This is a genomic window from Ruegeria sp. BI12 (assembly GCF_056537985.1).
In genome coordinates this window covers 341,450-356,141 of record NZ_JBQFSL010000003.1, presented here as the reverse complement: position 1 = coordinate 356,141, position 14,692 = coordinate 341,450, and the positions used below count along the sequence as shown (strand labels likewise).

Genomic DNA, 14,692 nt, shown 5'->3' with positions numbered 1-14,692 from the left:
CAGGCTTGATTCAAACGCGTTTTCCGGCAAGGCTGAGGGTATGAACATGCAGCCTCCCAGCCGGTTTTCTGCAAACTCGGCACAGATGCCCGTCGCGTTTAACCGGCACGAGATGTCCAATATCCTGTCTGTCTATGGCCGGATGGTCGCCGCCGGAGAATGGCGCGATTACGGAATTTCCAATTTACGCGATATGGCGGTGTTTTCCATTTTCCGACGAACGGCCGAACACCCGATATACCGGATCGAAAAGCACCCTCGTCTGCGATCAAAGCAGGGGATGTATTCGGTGATCGGCATGGATGGGCGCATTCTGAAGCGCGGCCATGATCTGCGGACCGTTTTGCGGGTACTGGAACGCAAGCTGATCCGGTCCGTCGATCTTGATTAGAGCCTTACGTGCGATGTCACTGGCCCGTCACCCTGTTCCAGAATCCGTGTGATTGCCTGATCCATAGGTTCGAACGTCACGTCCATATGGTAGGCATTTGCATGCAGCAGCATGTTTTCGCTGGAAACCCAGGCTACATGACCTTTCCAAAATAGAAGATCACCACGTTTTGGTTGCGTTCCGGCAGGCATCGCGGTGCCCAACGTGCGCTCCTGATCTCCGCTGTCACCCGGACAGAAGATGCCACAGGCTAGCAATCCAGCCTGAACCAAGCCTGAACAATCAATACCGAAGCGACTGTTGCCACCCCAAAGATAGGGCGTGCCAAGAAACAGTTCGGCCACAGCAACTGGATCGGTCAGGTGCGTTGCACTGAGTTTGGCGTGAATTGCGGGAACGAACCCAAGCTCTGTTTTCAGAAACCGGTTCTGTTCCGACAGCACGTTCAGTTTGCTGCCGAAACTCAGCGTCACCCGGTCAGGACTTTTCATGTCGGGCTGTTCGTAAGCATGTGTAGCAGGTGCCGTGATCCAGTGGGTTTCGGTTGTCTCGGGTCCAAGTTGGTTGGACAAAACCCAACCAGGATAGCCGTCTTTTTCAGCGGCAATTCGGCTCCATCCTTCGGTGTTTTCGACAATTTTGACACTATCGCCAAACAAAAGTTGCCGGTCCCGTGGGCCATCGGGCCTGCGCAGCAGGTCGACAACCGGCTTTATGATACGTGCGTGACTCATAGGTCCAAAATCTCGGGCAGGGCAGTCAACAAGGCGCGTGGTCCCTGTCCCAGACCGCCTTTGCTGCGCCCGGGCGCTTTGGTGGGCTGCCAGGAATAGATGTCGAAATGCATATATCGGCTGTCGCCGACAAAGCGGCGCAGGAACAGGGCCGCGGTGATAGAGCCCGCGAACCCGCCCAGTGGCGCGTTGTCCAGATCGGCAATACCGGGTTCGATCATCGTCTCATAGGGTTCATGAAATGGCATCCGCCAGACCGGATCGGCCGATTGTTGGGCAGCACTGGCCAGCGCTTTGGCCGCGTCGTCGTCATCTGTGTAGAAGGGCGCCAGATCGGGGCCAACCGCCACCCGTGCAGCACCGGTTAGGGTCGCCATCGAGATGATCAGGTCCGGGTCGCCCTCATCCGCCAGTGCCAGTGCATCAGCCAGAACCAACCGCCCTTCGGCGTCGGTGTTATTGATCTCCACCGTCAGCCCCTTGCGCGAGGTCAGGATATCCCCGGGCCGGAAGGCATTGCCTGCGACCGAGTTTTCGACTGCCGGGATCAGCACGCGCAGTTGCACTGACAGCTTTAGCGACATGATCATCCGCGCCAACCCCAATACATTGGCCGCACCGCCCATGTCCTTTTTCATCAGGGACATCGAATTCCCCGGCTTCAGGTTCAGTCCGCCGGTGTCAAAGCACACACCTTTGCCGACCAGAGTCAGCTTCGGGCCGGCTTTGCCCCAGGTCATCTCGATCAGGCGCGGAGCTTGCGCGGCGGCACGACCCACTGTGTGAATCATCGGGAAATTCTTTTCCAGCAGGTCTTCGCCCTGAGTCGTTGTGCAGGTCGCGCCAAATTCCTGAGCCAAATCCTCGGCTGCAGTCTGAAGCTGATCCGGTCCCATGTCAGAGGCTGGCGTGTTGACCAGATCGCGGGTCAGCGCCTCAGCACTTGCCAGCGCCTCGATCCGCGCGGAATCGACACCTTCAGGCGCGACAAGCTGCGTCTTGGCGGGCGATTGTTTGGCGTATCGATCAAAAGCATATCCGGTCAGCAGCCAACCGAGGCATTCTGTGTGCAGCACCTCGGCGGGCACACCGGATGCGATGTTATAGGACCCTTTTGGTAAGGTTTCGACCGCGGCAGCCAACGGGAACCGCTTACGCGCACGACCGCTGCTTTTGCCGTATCCCGCCAAGGCAATCTTGGGCGTGCCATCTGATTGCGGGATTAGCAAAGTCTGCCCCATAGCTCCGGTGAACCCGCTGGCCTTTACCCATGACACCACGTGGGTTGGCCGATCCTTCAACCAATCTTCGAGATCCGGCTGTGATATGACATGCAGCGGAACAGAGGGCTCAGAGGGCGAAGCGAAGGACAGGGTCATGGACATCTCGGCTGGTTCGATTTGCGCCCCAGCCTAGCCGTCCACGATCCGTCCGCAAGTCCCGTCAGACGGAAAGATCCTGCTGATCCCAGATCACAGTCAGCGAATTCTCACCCACACGGATAAGGCGCGACAGGGTGGCCCCGGTTGCGACCGCATCCCCTGCATCGACATTTTGCGCCACGTCACCAGCGACACGGGCGAGTGCGGTCATGCCGATCTGTTCGGCGATCGCCACCAGAGACCGCGCGCATTTGCGCAGCCCGCCCCAGTCGCGATGCCGCCAGAGCCGCTCGCAATTTGACAGGCGCACAGCCAGTTCCTCGACCGTACGGCACAATACGTCCAGTGCGTTTTTGTCGCCCAGTTGGCGGTACAGCGCGTTCAAACGGTCCGAATCCAGTCGAACGGTTTCCTTTTGTTCAAGCGTGATCACTTTATCCACCACATCTACCCCAATTTTCTACGCCCCCACGGCATAGCTGCACATTGATGGTGGAATCCTTTGCAAAACCTTGCGTCGGTGATTGAAAATGGGTCGAATTTTCCGTGAATTCAGTTTAAAGCAACCGACAGACACACGAACAGCTTTCAATGTCCCACCCTTGTTTTGGTGCTCACTTGCTGCAAGTACCCATCCAGGAAAGTGCGGATACAAGAGGACAGGACTATGCCGATAACGACAGACGAACTGAACGCTGCCCGGAACGCTTGGGGCGAAGGTTTGATTGCCATTTCAAAAGCGTATGAAGATGGCGGTATCGATGCAGCCCGTCCGGTTGCCGAAGACGTTCTGGATGCCGCTTATGGCTATGGTTTGGGACCGGTGTTGTTCAAGCCGACGATGGCGTCGGGGGACCAGACTTTCCGCCCAACGCGCCACGGTGCGCTTGCTTACTTCGTAGGCCATGACGCCGAATATCCGCTTGATGGCGGGTTTGGTATCAAAGGTTGGCGCGCGATGGAAAGCGTGACTGCTGCCTCGTTTGTTGAAGGCGACGTTGCCATGTGGATGGGTTCCGTCATGCTGACAGACAAGGATGGTAACGTCACTCAGGTAGACAAAAGTTTCGGCTACAAGAAAGACGCCGAAGGCAGGCTGCTTATCGTCCTGCACCACTCATCCTTGCCTTATCAACCGTGACGAAAGCGTTGGGTTAGACGCAGCATCGCACTGACAAGCGGTCGAAAGAAATCGTATGGCGCGGATCAGGCCTCTGATTTCGCGCCATTTTTTGTTATGATCGAAACCATAGTTATTTTATCAGGAGCGTGTCATGCGATTCATTAAACGTATTCTCGTTACTCTGCTTGTTCTCATTCTGATTCTGGTTGGCGTATCTTACCTTTTGCCGGGCAAGGCCGAACTGTCCCGCAGCATCACGATCAACGCGCCCGCCAACGCGATCTTTCCATACGTGAATTCGATGCAGGAAACTGAAAAGTGGTCGCCTTGGCTCACGCGTGATCCGGAAACCCAATTGTCCTATAGCGGGCCCGAAGCGGGCGTCGGCAACACCTTGAACTGGACATCTGAACACCCGCAGGTTGGCACCGGATCACAGGAAATCGTAGAAAGCGTTCCGGACCAGACTGTCAAAACAGCGCTTGATTTCGGCCCGATGGGGACTGCGTCGGCATCCTTCGATCTGACGCCTGAGGGAGAACAGACTCAGGTGACCTGGGGGTTCGAATCCGATCTTGGCATGAACCCCATGTCACGCTGGATGGGCCTGATGATGGATAAATGGGTCGGCGGAGACTATGAGCGCGGTCTGACCAACCTCAAGGCACTGGTCGAGGGGCAGGGATAGATTGTTTGCGAAAATCTACTTTGCAACAAGTTGACATTACCGGTTCTCGGCGGATTGAGGAGACTGTTGTGCGGTCTTGAACTGAGACAAGGGATTGGATGAAACCCAGCTCCATGCTCTTTTCAAGGTTGCCCTGTATTGCTTCAGGGGTCGCTCGAAAAGTGCGGCAAACCCGAAACAGATCGTCAGTGTAAGACCAAGTAGCCAGAGATCGTATCCGGGCAGTTCTTCCGGCAAAACGGCATCAAGAAGATGCAATGTCGGGTAATGCACGAGATAAAGCGAGAAACTGCCCCCAGCGATCCAGCGGACACTGCGGGCGATAAGACTATCGTCTGGCATTGGCAAGTCTTCGGTAAGCACGCGGACACCGTACAGGTGGACCGCAATACAGAAGGCTATAACTGAGTTCCAAAGTACTTCATCGGAGTAGACAAGTATTGCGTGATAGTTGTGTGGCTGAAACAGTTGAAACGTGAAGTTTGCTAACCACTCGGGTACATTGGTCACCTTCAATGCAATCAACAACAGGATGCTGCCAACGGCCATAGACCATGCTTTTGAACGCGCATGAGTCGAATGGGTGTCCGGAGCCATTTTCCAAACCAAAACCCCTATCAACCAAGCTGGGAACATTGCCAACACCGGTATTCCAACCAGTAAGGCAATCAAAGCAACGATGACAATGCGCAGTGGGCCTTTAAGGAAGATGATGCTGCCAAACAGCAAGTAAAACCCGACTTCGTAACTCAGAGACCATATTGGTCCGTTTGTTCCCAACCTTACCCAATCAGAGATGCCGGTCCAAAGGTTAGTGACAGTCAAACCTCGCCACAAAAACTCGCCCAATGGCAGAGGTGAATAATACAAATCCGGGTATGCGGTCATGTCGACCCGCGTACCGATCGCGTCAAAAACAATTGTCAGGATAAGTGCTGGAATGAGCACTGAATAAATCCTAGTCAGGCGATTGAATGCGTATCGTCCAAGAGTCCGATCCCGACCTGCCGCATAGGCGATCACGACGCCAGACAGAACGAAGAACACTGCAACAGCATCGCTGGCAACGTTCCAATCCCGCAAGAAGTAATAGTCCCCACGGGTGAATCGTATGTGAGCCATATGGCCAAACAGGACGGTTAGCGCAGCGCTCGCGCGCAGAAAGTCCAACCATAGGGAAAAACCTGGCTGTATCGCTTCTGTGTTTGGCGCGACGGTTTGCGTCATGCCAGTGCCTGTACTAATCCGCCCTTTGATCGCATCCCAACTCTCTTTGAATGGAAGGACGAGTGCCGCAATCAGCGAGGGATAAGGTTGATCGATTGGCTTTCCGGTTCCATCCGATACACCAAATGTGAGCTTTTCCCGTTCTGTTGGGATGTACAGCGTCCCAAACATCCAATCCCAAAGCGCGAAAATAGAGCCATAGTTTTTGTCGTGGTGTTTGACGGCAACAGAATGATGGATTTGATGTTGTGCCGGTGAAATTAGAATATGCTCGATTACGCGGCCGTAGCTTATCCAGATATGACTGTGTCTAAAGTTCGCGCTCAGTGCGTTGAAAACGAAGTACAGCGCATTGGCGCCACCGATCGTCAAAATATTGATTTCTCCAACAAAAACGTAAAGGCACAATCCCTGAACGATGCCCACAACAATTGAAATCAGGACGTTTCGAAATAGGGGCTCAATGGGGTGTACCCGCTGAACTGTAAGCGGAGTAAGAACATCCGCCGAGTGATGTACTGCGTGGAACGGCCACAGAAACTTCATCTCATGGTGAGCGCGATGCGCCCAGTATTTACAGAAATCACTCGAGACAACAATTATGAGGGTAACCAGAACAGTTTGTGCCCAACCAGGCTGAGCTGGCTCAAATTTGGAACCGCCGAGCAAATTGAGCAGCGCATAGGCCATAGTTGTTGGAAAAAACAACGCCCCAAAAACGCCTAGCGCAGCAACCGCCCGGCTGGCAAAAAATAGCTTGATATCAAGCAGGTTGGACCGATGCGAATAGACATGTTTAGGGGCCAGCCACTTTATGAAACTCTCTGAACCGCCACGGCTACGCCAGATGAAGTATGCGATGATCACAGAGCAGCAGATGTAAAAGATAGAATACCGCACGTTCAGGTCGATCGGCGCGCTAAAAACACTCTCAAGAAACGAATTTAATGTGTCCAAAACCAGAACTTTCTTAGCGTTTTTGAGAAAATAGTTTCACAATGCGGCGTTAATTGGGCCTTTCGCAGACAGAACGCAGGCGACATAGCGCGTTGTATCTGGTGCCTAAGTGACTTGAAAAATTCAACAAAAAAACCCCGCCTACAATATGACGGGGTTTTTGAGGATTAATTCTATGAAAAAGTTTTAGCCCTTCTTCAGAACCTCACGGCCCAGCAGTTCAGCAATCTGCACTGCGTTCAGCGCAGCACCTTTGCGCAGGTTGTCGCTGACGCACCACAGGTTGATGCCATTCTCAATTGTCGAGTCCTGACGGATACGGCTGATAAAGGTGGCAAAGTCGCCCGCGCATTCGATCGGCGAGACGTAGCCGCCCGGTTCGCGTTTGTCGATCACCATGATGCCCGGTGCTTCGCGCAGGATGTCGCGCGCTTCGTCTTCGTCCAGGAATTCTTCGAACTCGATGTTCACGGCTTCAGAGTGGCCAACGAACACGGGAACGCGGACGCAGGTGGCTGTGACCTTGATCGACGGATCGACGATCTTTTTGGTTTCCACAACCATCTTCCACTCTTCCTTGGTCGAGCCGTCTTCCATGAACACGTCGATCTGCGGAATGACGTTGAAAGCGATCTGCTTCTGGAACTTGTTTGGCGGAACGTCCGTGGTGGGATTGTAGACCGCTTTGGTCTGATCCCACAGCTCATCCATGCCTTCCTTACCAGCGCCCGAAACCGATTGGTAGGTCGACACGACAACGCGCTTGATCTTGGCGCGGTCATGCAGCGGCTTCAGCGCTACAACCATCTGCGCGGTCGAGCAGTTGGGGTTGGCGATGATGTTCTTGTTTTTGTAGTCGTGGATCGCCTCGGGGTTACATTCCGGTACGATCAGCGGAATGTCCGGGTCATAGCGATACAGCGACGAGTTATCGATCACCACGCAGCCGGCGGCCGCCGCCTTGGGGGCGTACACTTTGGTCGCCTCGGAACCCACGGCAAACAGTGCCATGTCCCAGCCGGTGAAGTCGAACGTGTCCAGATCCTTGGTAGTGAGTGTCGTGTCGCCAAAGCTTACCTCTGTGCCCAGCGAACGACGGCTTGCCAACACGGCAAGTTCATCGACGGGGAACTGGCGTTCCGCCAGGATGTTCAGCATTTCGCGGCCCACGTTACCCGTGGCGCCGACGACTACGACGCGATAGCCCATTTCATGTCTCCAAAGTTAAGGACGCGCGTTCATAGCTGCGTTGCGGCGAAGAAAAAAGAGTTTTCGGGGCATTATTCCCGTAATGACGCCGATTTTACGCAGTCCGGCGCGTCAGGCGTCGCTTAGGAGCCGTTCATAGAGCGCAACGAGCGTTTTTGCTTCGCCATTGATGTCAAAATTCTGCTCGACATGGTTGCGGGCGGCGATGCCGGAACGCGCAAGGGATTCGCGGTCGGCCAGCATGGCTGCGGCCGCATCAGCCAATGCCGGGATGTCGCCGGGTTTAACCACGTGACCCAGCGAGGCGTCGGTGACTATCTCGGAAAACGCGCCTACATCGGTTGCAACAACCGGCACGCCACAGGCCATCGCCTCGAGGGGTGTAAGACCGAAGCCTTCCCACCGTTGGGGGGCGATGAAAAGGTCCAGCACCTGATACCACTCGGCGATCTGATCGACGGTGACTTCGGGCATGAACAGGATGCGGTCAGACAGGCCCGCCTTGGCGACCTTATCTTTCAGCTCGGTCAGAAAGCCGGTGTGTTTTTCCGTGGCACGGCCCATTACGATGCCATGCACATCATCGAAACGACCGCACAGGTCGATCATCGCATCGACAAAGGCATCGGTGCCTTTCTGATGGCGGATTCGGCCATAGCAGCCTAGCAGCAGCCCCCCAGGTAGACCCAAACGTTGGCGAACTGCGGCTTTATCCTCAGGCGGCGTGAAATCTTGTAGGTTGATGCCATGCATGATGACCTGTGCGTCTCGCTCAAGATAGCCGGCAGTTTTGCGCGAGGTCGCGACAATCGCGTCCATCTTGTCGATCAGCCATTTCGTATAGCCTGAATGAGCCCGTTGCGAGGCGCTGGTGAACAGCAGTTTCAGGCGCAGCCGGAAGATGTTGCGCAAGACAAGTCCCAACAGCATCTCGGTATTGCGACGCGCGTGCCAGACGCGCAGCGTTTTGCGCGACAGAAAGGGCAGTCGGCCCAGCGGGATATGCGGGATGTCATCCGGCAAGCCCGGCCCGGTCGCGACGATGTCGATCCATTGCACCTGCAGCGGCACTAAACGCGCAATCGTTGCTGTCACGCCCGAAAGCCTGCGTTTGAGATTGGGGGCAATGACGCGCGGGTCGGACACTGAGATACTCCTGGCGGTTCCAGCGTCAGTCGACGCTGTCGCGGCTGAACAGATAGATCACGCAGCCGATGGCTAGCGTAATGGCAAAAAAGCCGAATATCGCTGTGTAGGGCGCGGTTGGACTTATGTCCACCGTGGCGGCGTGGATGCGCCCGGTGACGAATTGGGCCAGACCAACTCCGCCGATGCCGAACAGATTCAACAGGGTCATGCCGCGCCCGATCAGGTGTGGCGGCACAAAGGCACGACCATGGGCCATGATGACCGGAAAGCTGGCCCCCAGGAACCCGATCGCTGCCATTAGCACAACTGACAGCCAAACCATGTTGTCGACCCACAGGCACATCACGAACAAACCCACCACAGCCAGCGCGTTGCCGCCGAAAACCACCCATTTTCGTGTACCAAACATTCTGTCCAGTGGACCGTAGGCAAAAGTTCCGGCAATCATGGCTGCGCCCATGATCAGGGTCGCCGTCCCGATCTGGGTGGTGCCAAGGCCGAAGATATCGCTCAGGTATGGCCCCGCCCAAAGGCCGCGTGTTGCTGCCGACGGGGCATAGGCCACCAGCATCAGCGGCAGGATCGCCCATAAAGCGGGCTCTTTCAGCAAGTCCAGCACCGATCCCTTGTGTTCGGTCTCAAGGCGGTTCGGGTCATGCACGCTGAACCAGATACCCAGAGCGATGGCCGCAGAAAACACCGCCAGTGCCACCATCGTTGCCCGCCATCCCATCAGCTCAACCGCCAACGCTGTGGGGTACGAAGCTACCAGATTACCGACCGATCCGACGCCCAGCATGATCGCGGCCAAGGTGGCAAAACGCGCAGGTGAGAATTCGCGGGCGAAAATGTAGTAAGACGCCATCAGGACCGGCGAGCAGCCAATCCCGATCAAGCCCATTGCGATGGCAATATGAAACGGTGAGCTGGCCACAGCGAACAGCGCGGCTCCGCCGGCCCCCCCAACCATCAGCAATACCGCCGCCGTCAGGCGCGGTCCGACCCGATCCAACGCCCAGCCTACTGGTAGTTGCATGGCGGCAAAAATCAGAAACCAAAGGCCCGAAGCAAAGGCCAGATCCTCGGGGGTGGCGCCGATGTCGCGCCCCAGATCGACGCTAAGCACCGCAAGAAAGGCGCGAAAGAACTGGCTGAGCACATAGCCCAGGCACAACACCACCAGACCTGCTTTCATGAAAACCCTCTCCCCATCCAGCGGAGAAATGCTTGGCACGTCGCGGTGCCACACACAAGCACGTGTGCTATACTGTTTTCACCGGACAACGATCACATTCGGGCTATCCTTGAGCTTATTGAACATCCGAGGTGCCAATGAAAGACGCTCAGGCCGCGTTCTATGACAGTCTTCCGCTGTTGCGGGACTTTACCCGCCTAGTGGATCCGGCGCGGTTCTCCGCGGTTCCAGGTGACTGGGCGCTGGGCGTGGCAGATATCGTCGATTCCACCGGTGAGATTTCAAAAGGGCGGTACAAGACAGTGAACATGGTCGGCGCCGCAGTGATCTCGGCCATGATCAACGCGATGCGAGGCAAGGAATTTCCTTACGTTTTCGGTGGCGACGGTGCCGGTTTTGCCGTGCCCGCAAGTGAGATTGATACGGCCAAGGCGGTGTTGGCGGACCTCAGGCGCTGGGCGGGCGAAGAGTTTTCGATCTCGCTGCGCGCGGCGTTGGTGCCGGTTGCTGAAATTCGCAAGGCGGGAAAAGACCTGAGGGTTGCGCGTTATGCGCCTTCTGACGGGGTGGATTACGCCATGTTCTCGGGTGGCGGTTTGGCCTGGGCCGAGGCGCAGATGAAGGCTGGCAACTTCTTGGTTCCGCCTGCTGATCCCGGTGCGCAGCCTGACCTGACCGGATTGTCCTGTCGGTGGTCCAACAGCAAAGCACGCAACGGTCAGATCGTCTCGGTCGTGGTTCAGCCCACAGCAAACGCAACCGAGAGCGACTTTGCCGATCTCGCCCGTTCGGTTTTGTCAGCCTCGGAAGAGTTGGACCGGTCGGGACATCCGGTACCAGAGAATGGCCCACCAATTAGTTGGCCGCCACCGGATGTTGGACTGGACGCCCGTGTGTCCAGGGCTGGACGCAGCCTGCTGCTGCAACGGATCAAGCTGCTGGGGCAGAACCTTTTGATCGCGCTGTTGTTCACGTCCGGCAAGCGGTTGGGAAATTTCGAACCCGAACACTACAAGCGCATGGTCAGCCGCAACGCCGATTATCGAAAATTCGATGACGGGCTGAAAATGACGCTGGATTGCGATCCAGCCACGCTGTCACAAATCAAGATGATGCTTGAACAGGCGCGGGGGCAGGGCAAGGTTCGCTATGGGCTACATGCCCAGGACGAGGCGATGATGACATGCATCGTCCCTTCGGCGACACGCGACGATCACGTCCACTTTGTCGATGGTGCTTCGGGCGGCTATGCACAGGCGGCCGCCGTCATGCACGCCTGAAGTGCTATTTCGCTTTCCATTTTGCCGCCAGAGCCCGCGATGTCTGAGCGAGTAACATCACATCAATACCAACGGCCAGAAACTGAGCACCCATGTCAAAATAGGCTTGCGATGCCTCGTCATTGGTACCCAGAATTCCGGGCGCTTTGCCTGCGGTTTTTATACGAGCTATGGCATCCGAAATGACGGCGCGCACTTCTGGAGCCGCGCTGTTTCCCTGATATCCCATATCCGTCGACAGATCTGCCGGGCCAATGAACACCCCATCAATACCTTCCACCAAAAGGATATCATCCAAAGCTTCCATCCCGGCGCGGTTTTCTACCTGAACCAACAGGCAGATTTGGTCGTCGGCGGATTGGATGTACTCGGGGATCGAGCCATACATTGTCGCCCGGGCCGCACCGGCCCCAACGCCGCGCACGCCTGTTGGCGGATAACGACAGTCACGTACCAGTTGCCGCGCCTGATCAACGGTTTCGACCATCGGTACCAGAACGGTTTGCGCCCCGGCATCCAGCACCATTTTGATCAAAGCGGTGTCCCCGACCGGAACTCGCACGACCGGATGCGAAGCGCTGGCAGCTAGCGCCATCAATTGATTCCGGATCGAGCGGATATCGTTCGGCGCATGCTCACCGTCGATGACCAGCCAGTCGAACCCGGCAGTTCCCATAATCTCGGCGGTGATGGTTTCGGCGAAACTCATCCAACAGCCGATTTGCCGGTTGCCCTGCTTTAGAGCCTGTTTGAAGCTATTTTTCTGGGCTGGCATGGTCGGGTCTCCTGTCTATTTTAGCGAGCGGGCGATTTCAGTTATGACGTCAAAAGCCATTTGAACATCCTCTTCAGTGGTTTCGAACTGACCGGCCTGAAACCGGATCACCAGATCGCCATCAACGCGGGTTTGCGTCAGATATATGCGGCCATCATCGTTAATGGCATTCACCAAACGCAGGTTCAGATCGTCCAGATCCGTATGGCCGGTCGGATTGTAACGGAAAGTCCACAACGACCACATCGGCTGAGTTACGATTTCGAAGTCCGCCTCTGCCGCCAACCGGTCATGCAGCGCCACGGACCAGTTTACGTGATTGCGCAGGCGTTGGCGCAACCCTTCCAGACCATATGCCCGGATCACGAACCAGAGTTTGAGCGCCCGGAACCGACGGCCAAGTGGAACAGACCATTCCGAATAGTTGATGATACCGTCCTTGCCATGGGTCTTGAGGTATTCCGGGCTGATCGCCAATGTCTGCACCAGATCATCCGGATCCTTCAGAAAATGTGCGCAGCAATCGAACTGCACGCCTAGCCACTTATGCGGGTTAAAAACGATGCTGTCGGCTTGCTCCACACCGGGCCAGTAATGTCGGTATTCCGGACAGATCATCGCCGACCCGGCCCAGGCGGCATCAACATGGGAATAAAGCCCGTATTTCTGAGCGATCTTCAGGCATTCATCTACAGGATCAGTCGCCCCCGTTCCCGTGCCGCCCACGCACAAAATAACACCTGCAGGCCGCAAACCAGAGTCTAAATCAGCCTGAATTGCAGCTTCCAGTGCTGCGGGATCCATCCCGCGCCAGTCGCCCTTGATCGGAATGCGCACCAGATTGTCTTGCCCGATCCCTGCCACCCAGATGGCGCGATCAACCGAAGTGTGCACTTCGGCCGAACAATAGACGCGCAAGGGCTTTTGCTCGAATAGACCTTGTTTGTTGCCTTGCCATTTTAATGCCTTCTCCCGCATCGTTAGCACGGCAGCCAGTGTGGCGGACGAGGCGGAATCCTGGATGACACCCGCAAACCCCTCGGGCAGATCAAGGGCGTGGCGTAACCAGTCCATCATCCGCGTTTCCATTTCTGTGGCGGCTGGTGAGGTTTGCCACAACATACATTGCGGTGCGATGGCGCTGGCCAGAAACTCGGCCAGGACCGATGGGGCAGACGCGTTCGAGTTGAAATAGGCAAAAAACCGAGGATGTTGCCAATGGGTGATCCCAGGCATCACGATCTGTTCGAAATCCTGAAACACATCCTCTAGTGGCTGCGCGTTCTCGGGTGGCAACGCGGGCAGGGCGTTGAGGATATCCCCCGGCTCGGTTCGTGAGCGGACGGGTTTGTCACCTACAGTCAGGTGGTAATCCTGTGTCCACTCGGCAATTCTCTTGCCCCAATCCGAAAATTCATCCCACTTCATCTTAACCCTCAGATCTCTGCCAACCCCGGGATCGGACCGGGATTGTGTTTGTTCCTGCGCCCAGTGATGGCCATTCTGATGAAAACGTCAATATTAATTGCTTTGTTTACTAATTTTGAACTGTGCCTCAATGCTGGGAGGTGCTTGAAATGGTCGCGTAATGCGCAGCCAATATACTGATATCATGCGTAAAATGTTTGGCCAGTTGCAGTTTGGCCTAATTTGGGCGAAAATTCCATCATGACCAGCGACTTGCCTAAAACGTCTCGCTCATTGCCAATTGCACTGTTGCGGGCGCGCGAAAGGGTCATGGGGCCCATTCGGAATATGCTGGCTGATGCGGGTGTTACTGAACAACAATGGCGCGTTCTGCGTGTTTTGAAAGAAGAAGGCCCGCAAGAGCCAACGCGTATTGCGGATCGTGCGTGTCTTTTGCTGCCCAGTCTGACGCGAATTTTGCAAAAACTGGAAGGCAAGGATTTAATCCAGCGCCGGGCCCATCCCGAGGACAAGCGCCGCCAGATCGTCGATATCACCGCTAAAGGTGAAAAGATCATCCAAGAGAATATGCAGGTGACGCTGCGCTTGGCCGAAGAGATCAAGACACAGCTTGGTCCGGATCGGCACGAGGCCCTGCTGGACCTGCTGAACGATCTACATGATCTGAAGACCTGATCGCGCGTCTCGGATGGCTTTTGCCCCCGCCAGAGAAGTATGGGTATCCTCCGGCGGGGTGGCCAGACTTTGACTGGACTGCGTGTCTGGCCCGTGGCCGAGTGGTTCAGGTTGCCCTTGTCACCCGGCACACGCCTCAGAGAAGTGGCCGCTTTAAAACAGGCGGACATCCGGACCCAAAGACAGTGTGGGGGTACAGGTCTTTGGCCGTCACTCTCTGATTCAGTTACACCCGGCTACAGGCAAATAGCCTGATCGGTGACGGGTGGATTTAGGTGCGCGCCAAGTGATGAGTGTCACAAACGATGATGACAAGACCCATGTTACAACCAATGGTAGCGCGCGCCTGGTGCATTCCAAGGCGAAACCAAGAATTGTGAACAGCCTGCGACAAGCACCTGTTCGCATCATGGTGATGTCAGGCGCGATCCTGTGTGGCTTGCCCAAGTGATCCCGCCCACTTAGAAACAAGCTGCCAA

At 55.9% G+C, this 14,692-nt stretch carries 15 protein-coding genes; 6 read left to right on the top strand and 9 right to left on the bottom strand.

The genetic code is table 11. The features are described from left to right. Positions 1–40 precede the first annotated feature (40 nt). Positions 41–391, top strand: a complete 351-nt coding sequence (locus ACR0AK_RS20635; protein WP_170564217.1) for a DUF2794 domain-containing protein — start codon at positions 41–43, stop codon at positions 389–391. Here ACR0AK_RS20635 and ACR0AK_RS20630 read toward each other — a convergent pair. The 3 genes from ACR0AK_RS20630 to ACR0AK_RS20620 all read right to left on the bottom strand — a co-directional run bounded on the left by ACR0AK_RS20630 (position 388) and on the right by ACR0AK_RS20620 (position 2,952). After that, positions 388–1,125: a C40 family peptidase gene (locus ACR0AK_RS20630; protein WP_480794800.1), complete on the bottom strand. Its 738-nt coding sequence runs from the start codon at positions 1,123–1,125 to the stop codon at positions 388–390. The two genes, ACR0AK_RS20635 and ACR0AK_RS20630, sit on opposite strands and share 4 nt — an antisense overlap. Then, the gene (locus ACR0AK_RS20625; RefSeq protein WP_480794799.1) at positions 1,122–2,504 is read right to left on the bottom strand and encodes a leucyl aminopeptidase family protein; all 1,383 of its coding nucleotides are present in this window, start codon (positions 2,502–2,504) and stop codon (positions 1,122–1,124) included. Before ACR0AK_RS20625 ends, ACR0AK_RS20630 begins: the two co-directional genes overlap by 4 nt. Before the next feature lie 64 nt (positions 2,505–2,568). Beyond that, complete coding sequence (locus ACR0AK_RS20620; RefSeq protein ID WP_480794798.1) at positions 2,569–2,952, bottom strand: hypothetical protein; 384 nt, start codon at positions 2,950–2,952, stop codon at positions 2,569–2,571. A 222-nt stretch (positions 2,953–3,174) separates the two neighbouring features. Here ACR0AK_RS20620 and ACR0AK_RS20615 point away from each other — a divergent pair, with 222 nt between their 5' ends. Both ACR0AK_RS20615 and ACR0AK_RS20610 read left to right on the top strand, forming a co-directional pair. After that, positions 3,175–3,648, top strand: coding sequence for a phosphoribosyl-AMP cyclohydrolase (locus tag ACR0AK_RS20615; RefSeq protein WP_480794797.1), 474 nt, complete (start codon positions 3,175–3,177; stop codon positions 3,646–3,648). Between the two features lie 133 nt (positions 3,649–3,781). Next, positions 3,782–4,318, top strand: a complete 537-nt coding sequence (locus tag ACR0AK_RS20610; RefSeq protein WP_480794796.1) for an SRPBCC family protein — start codon at positions 3,782–3,784, stop codon at positions 4,316–4,318. A gap of 36 nt (positions 4,319–4,354) precedes the next feature. On the opposite strand, the gene ACR0AK_RS20605 is transcribed toward ACR0AK_RS20610, so the two are convergent. The 4 genes from ACR0AK_RS20605 to ACR0AK_RS20590 form a co-directional block, all read right to left on the bottom strand. Further along, positions 4,355–6,502: a sterol desaturase family protein gene (locus ACR0AK_RS20605; RefSeq protein WP_480794795.1), complete on the bottom strand. Its 2,148-nt coding sequence runs from the start codon at positions 6,500–6,502 to the stop codon at positions 4,355–4,357. Between the two features lie 186 nt (positions 6,503–6,688). Continuing rightward, entirely contained in the window at positions 6,689–7,711 is a 1,023-nt protein-coding gene (locus ACR0AK_RS20600; RefSeq protein ID WP_480794794.1) for an aspartate-semialdehyde dehydrogenase, read from the bottom strand. 111 nt (positions 7,712–7,822) lie between these two features. Beyond that, a complete protein-coding gene (locus tag ACR0AK_RS20595; protein WP_480794793.1) occupies positions 7,823–8,857 on the bottom strand; it encodes a glycosyltransferase family 4 protein in 1,035 nt (344 codons plus the stop codon). Positions 8,858–8,882: 25 nt separating this feature from the next. Continuing rightward, positions 8,883–10,055 carry an MFS transporter gene (locus ACR0AK_RS20590; RefSeq protein WP_480794792.1) on the bottom strand — a complete coding sequence of 391 codons (1,173 nt, stop codon included), beginning with the start codon at positions 10,053–10,055 and terminating at the stop codon, positions 8,883–8,885. A gap of 137 nt (positions 10,056–10,192) precedes the next feature. On the opposite strand from ACR0AK_RS20590, the gene ACR0AK_RS20585 reads away from it, so the two are divergent. Continuing rightward, positions 10,193–11,335 (top strand): DUF3095 domain-containing protein, encoded by a 1,143-nt coding sequence (locus ACR0AK_RS20585; protein WP_480794791.1) that lies wholly within the window; start codon positions 10,193–10,195, stop codon positions 11,333–11,335. A gap of 4 nt (positions 11,336–11,339) precedes the next feature. Here the strand turns inward: ACR0AK_RS20585 and ACR0AK_RS20580 are convergent, their stop codons facing one another. Together ACR0AK_RS20580 and ACR0AK_RS20575 are read right to left on the bottom strand one after the other, a co-directional pair. Next, on the bottom strand, positions 11,340–12,110 hold the full coding sequence (locus ACR0AK_RS20580; RefSeq protein WP_170564249.1) for an aldolase/citrate lyase family protein: 771 nt from the start codon (positions 12,108–12,110) through the stop codon (positions 11,340–11,342). 15 nt (positions 12,111–12,125) lie between these two features. Further along, positions 12,126–13,538 carry a pyridoxal phosphate-dependent decarboxylase family protein gene (locus ACR0AK_RS20575; protein WP_480794790.1) on the bottom strand — a complete coding sequence of 471 codons (1,413 nt, stop codon included), beginning with the start codon at positions 13,536–13,538 and terminating at the stop codon, positions 12,126–12,128. A 240-nt stretch (positions 13,539–13,778) separates the two neighbouring features. Between ACR0AK_RS20575 and hpaR the strand changes: the two genes are divergently transcribed. Both hpaR and ACR0AK_RS20565 read left to right on the top strand, forming a co-directional pair. Beyond that, positions 13,779–14,213: a homoprotocatechuate degradation operon regulator HpaR gene (gene hpaR, locus ACR0AK_RS20570; RefSeq protein ID WP_170564255.1), complete on the top strand. Its 435-nt coding sequence runs from the start codon at positions 13,779–13,781 to the stop codon at positions 14,211–14,213. Positions 14,214–14,502: 289 nt separating this feature from the next. Further along, on the top strand, positions 14,503–14,664 hold the full coding sequence (locus ACR0AK_RS20565) for a hypothetical protein (protein ID WP_480794789.1): 162 nt from the start codon (positions 14,503–14,505) through the stop codon (positions 14,662–14,664). Positions 14,665–14,692 lie beyond the last annotated feature (28 nt).

Coding starts and splice junctions, on each gene's coding strand:
- ACR0AK_RS20600 (WP_480794794.1), bottom strand. CDS start 7,711: ATGGGCTATCGCGTCGTAGTCGTCGGCGCCACGGGTAACGTGGGCCGC.
- ACR0AK_RS20565 (WP_480794789.1), top strand. CDS start 14,503: ATGAGTGTCACAAACGATGATGACAAGACCCATGTTACAACCAATGGT.
- ACR0AK_RS20625 (WP_480794799.1), bottom strand. CDS start 2,504: ATGACCCTGTCCTTCGCTTCGCCCTCTGAGCCCTCTGTTCCGCTGCAT.
- ACR0AK_RS20610 (WP_480794796.1), top strand. CDS start 3,782: ATGCGATTCATTAAACGTATTCTCGTTACTCTGCTTGTTCTCATTCTG.
- ACR0AK_RS20585 (WP_480794791.1), top strand. CDS start 10,193: ATGAAAGACGCTCAGGCCGCGTTCTATGACAGTCTTCCGCTGTTGCGG.
- ACR0AK_RS20630 (WP_480794800.1), bottom strand. CDS start 1,125: ATGAGTCACGCACGTATCATAAAGCCGGTTGTCGACCTGCTGCGCAGG.
- ACR0AK_RS20615 (WP_480794797.1), top strand. CDS start 3,175: ATGCCGATAACGACAGACGAACTGAACGCTGCCCGGAACGCTTGGGGC.
- ACR0AK_RS20580 (WP_170564249.1), bottom strand. CDS start 12,110: ATGCCAGCCCAGAAAAATAGCTTCAAACAGGCTCTAAAGCAGGGCAAC.
- ACR0AK_RS20590 (WP_480794792.1), bottom strand. CDS start 10,055: ATGAAAGCAGGTCTGGTGGTGTTGTGCCTGGGCTATGTGCTCAGCCAG.
- ACR0AK_RS20635 (WP_170564217.1), top strand. CDS start 41: ATGAACATGCAGCCTCCCAGCCGGTTTTCTGCAAACTCGGCACAGATG.
- ACR0AK_RS20575 (WP_480794790.1), bottom strand. CDS start 13,538: ATGAAGTGGGATGAATTTTCGGATTGGGGCAAGAGAATTGCCGAGTGG.
- hpaR (WP_170564255.1), top strand. CDS start 13,779: ATGACCAGCGACTTGCCTAAAACGTCTCGCTCATTGCCAATTGCACTG.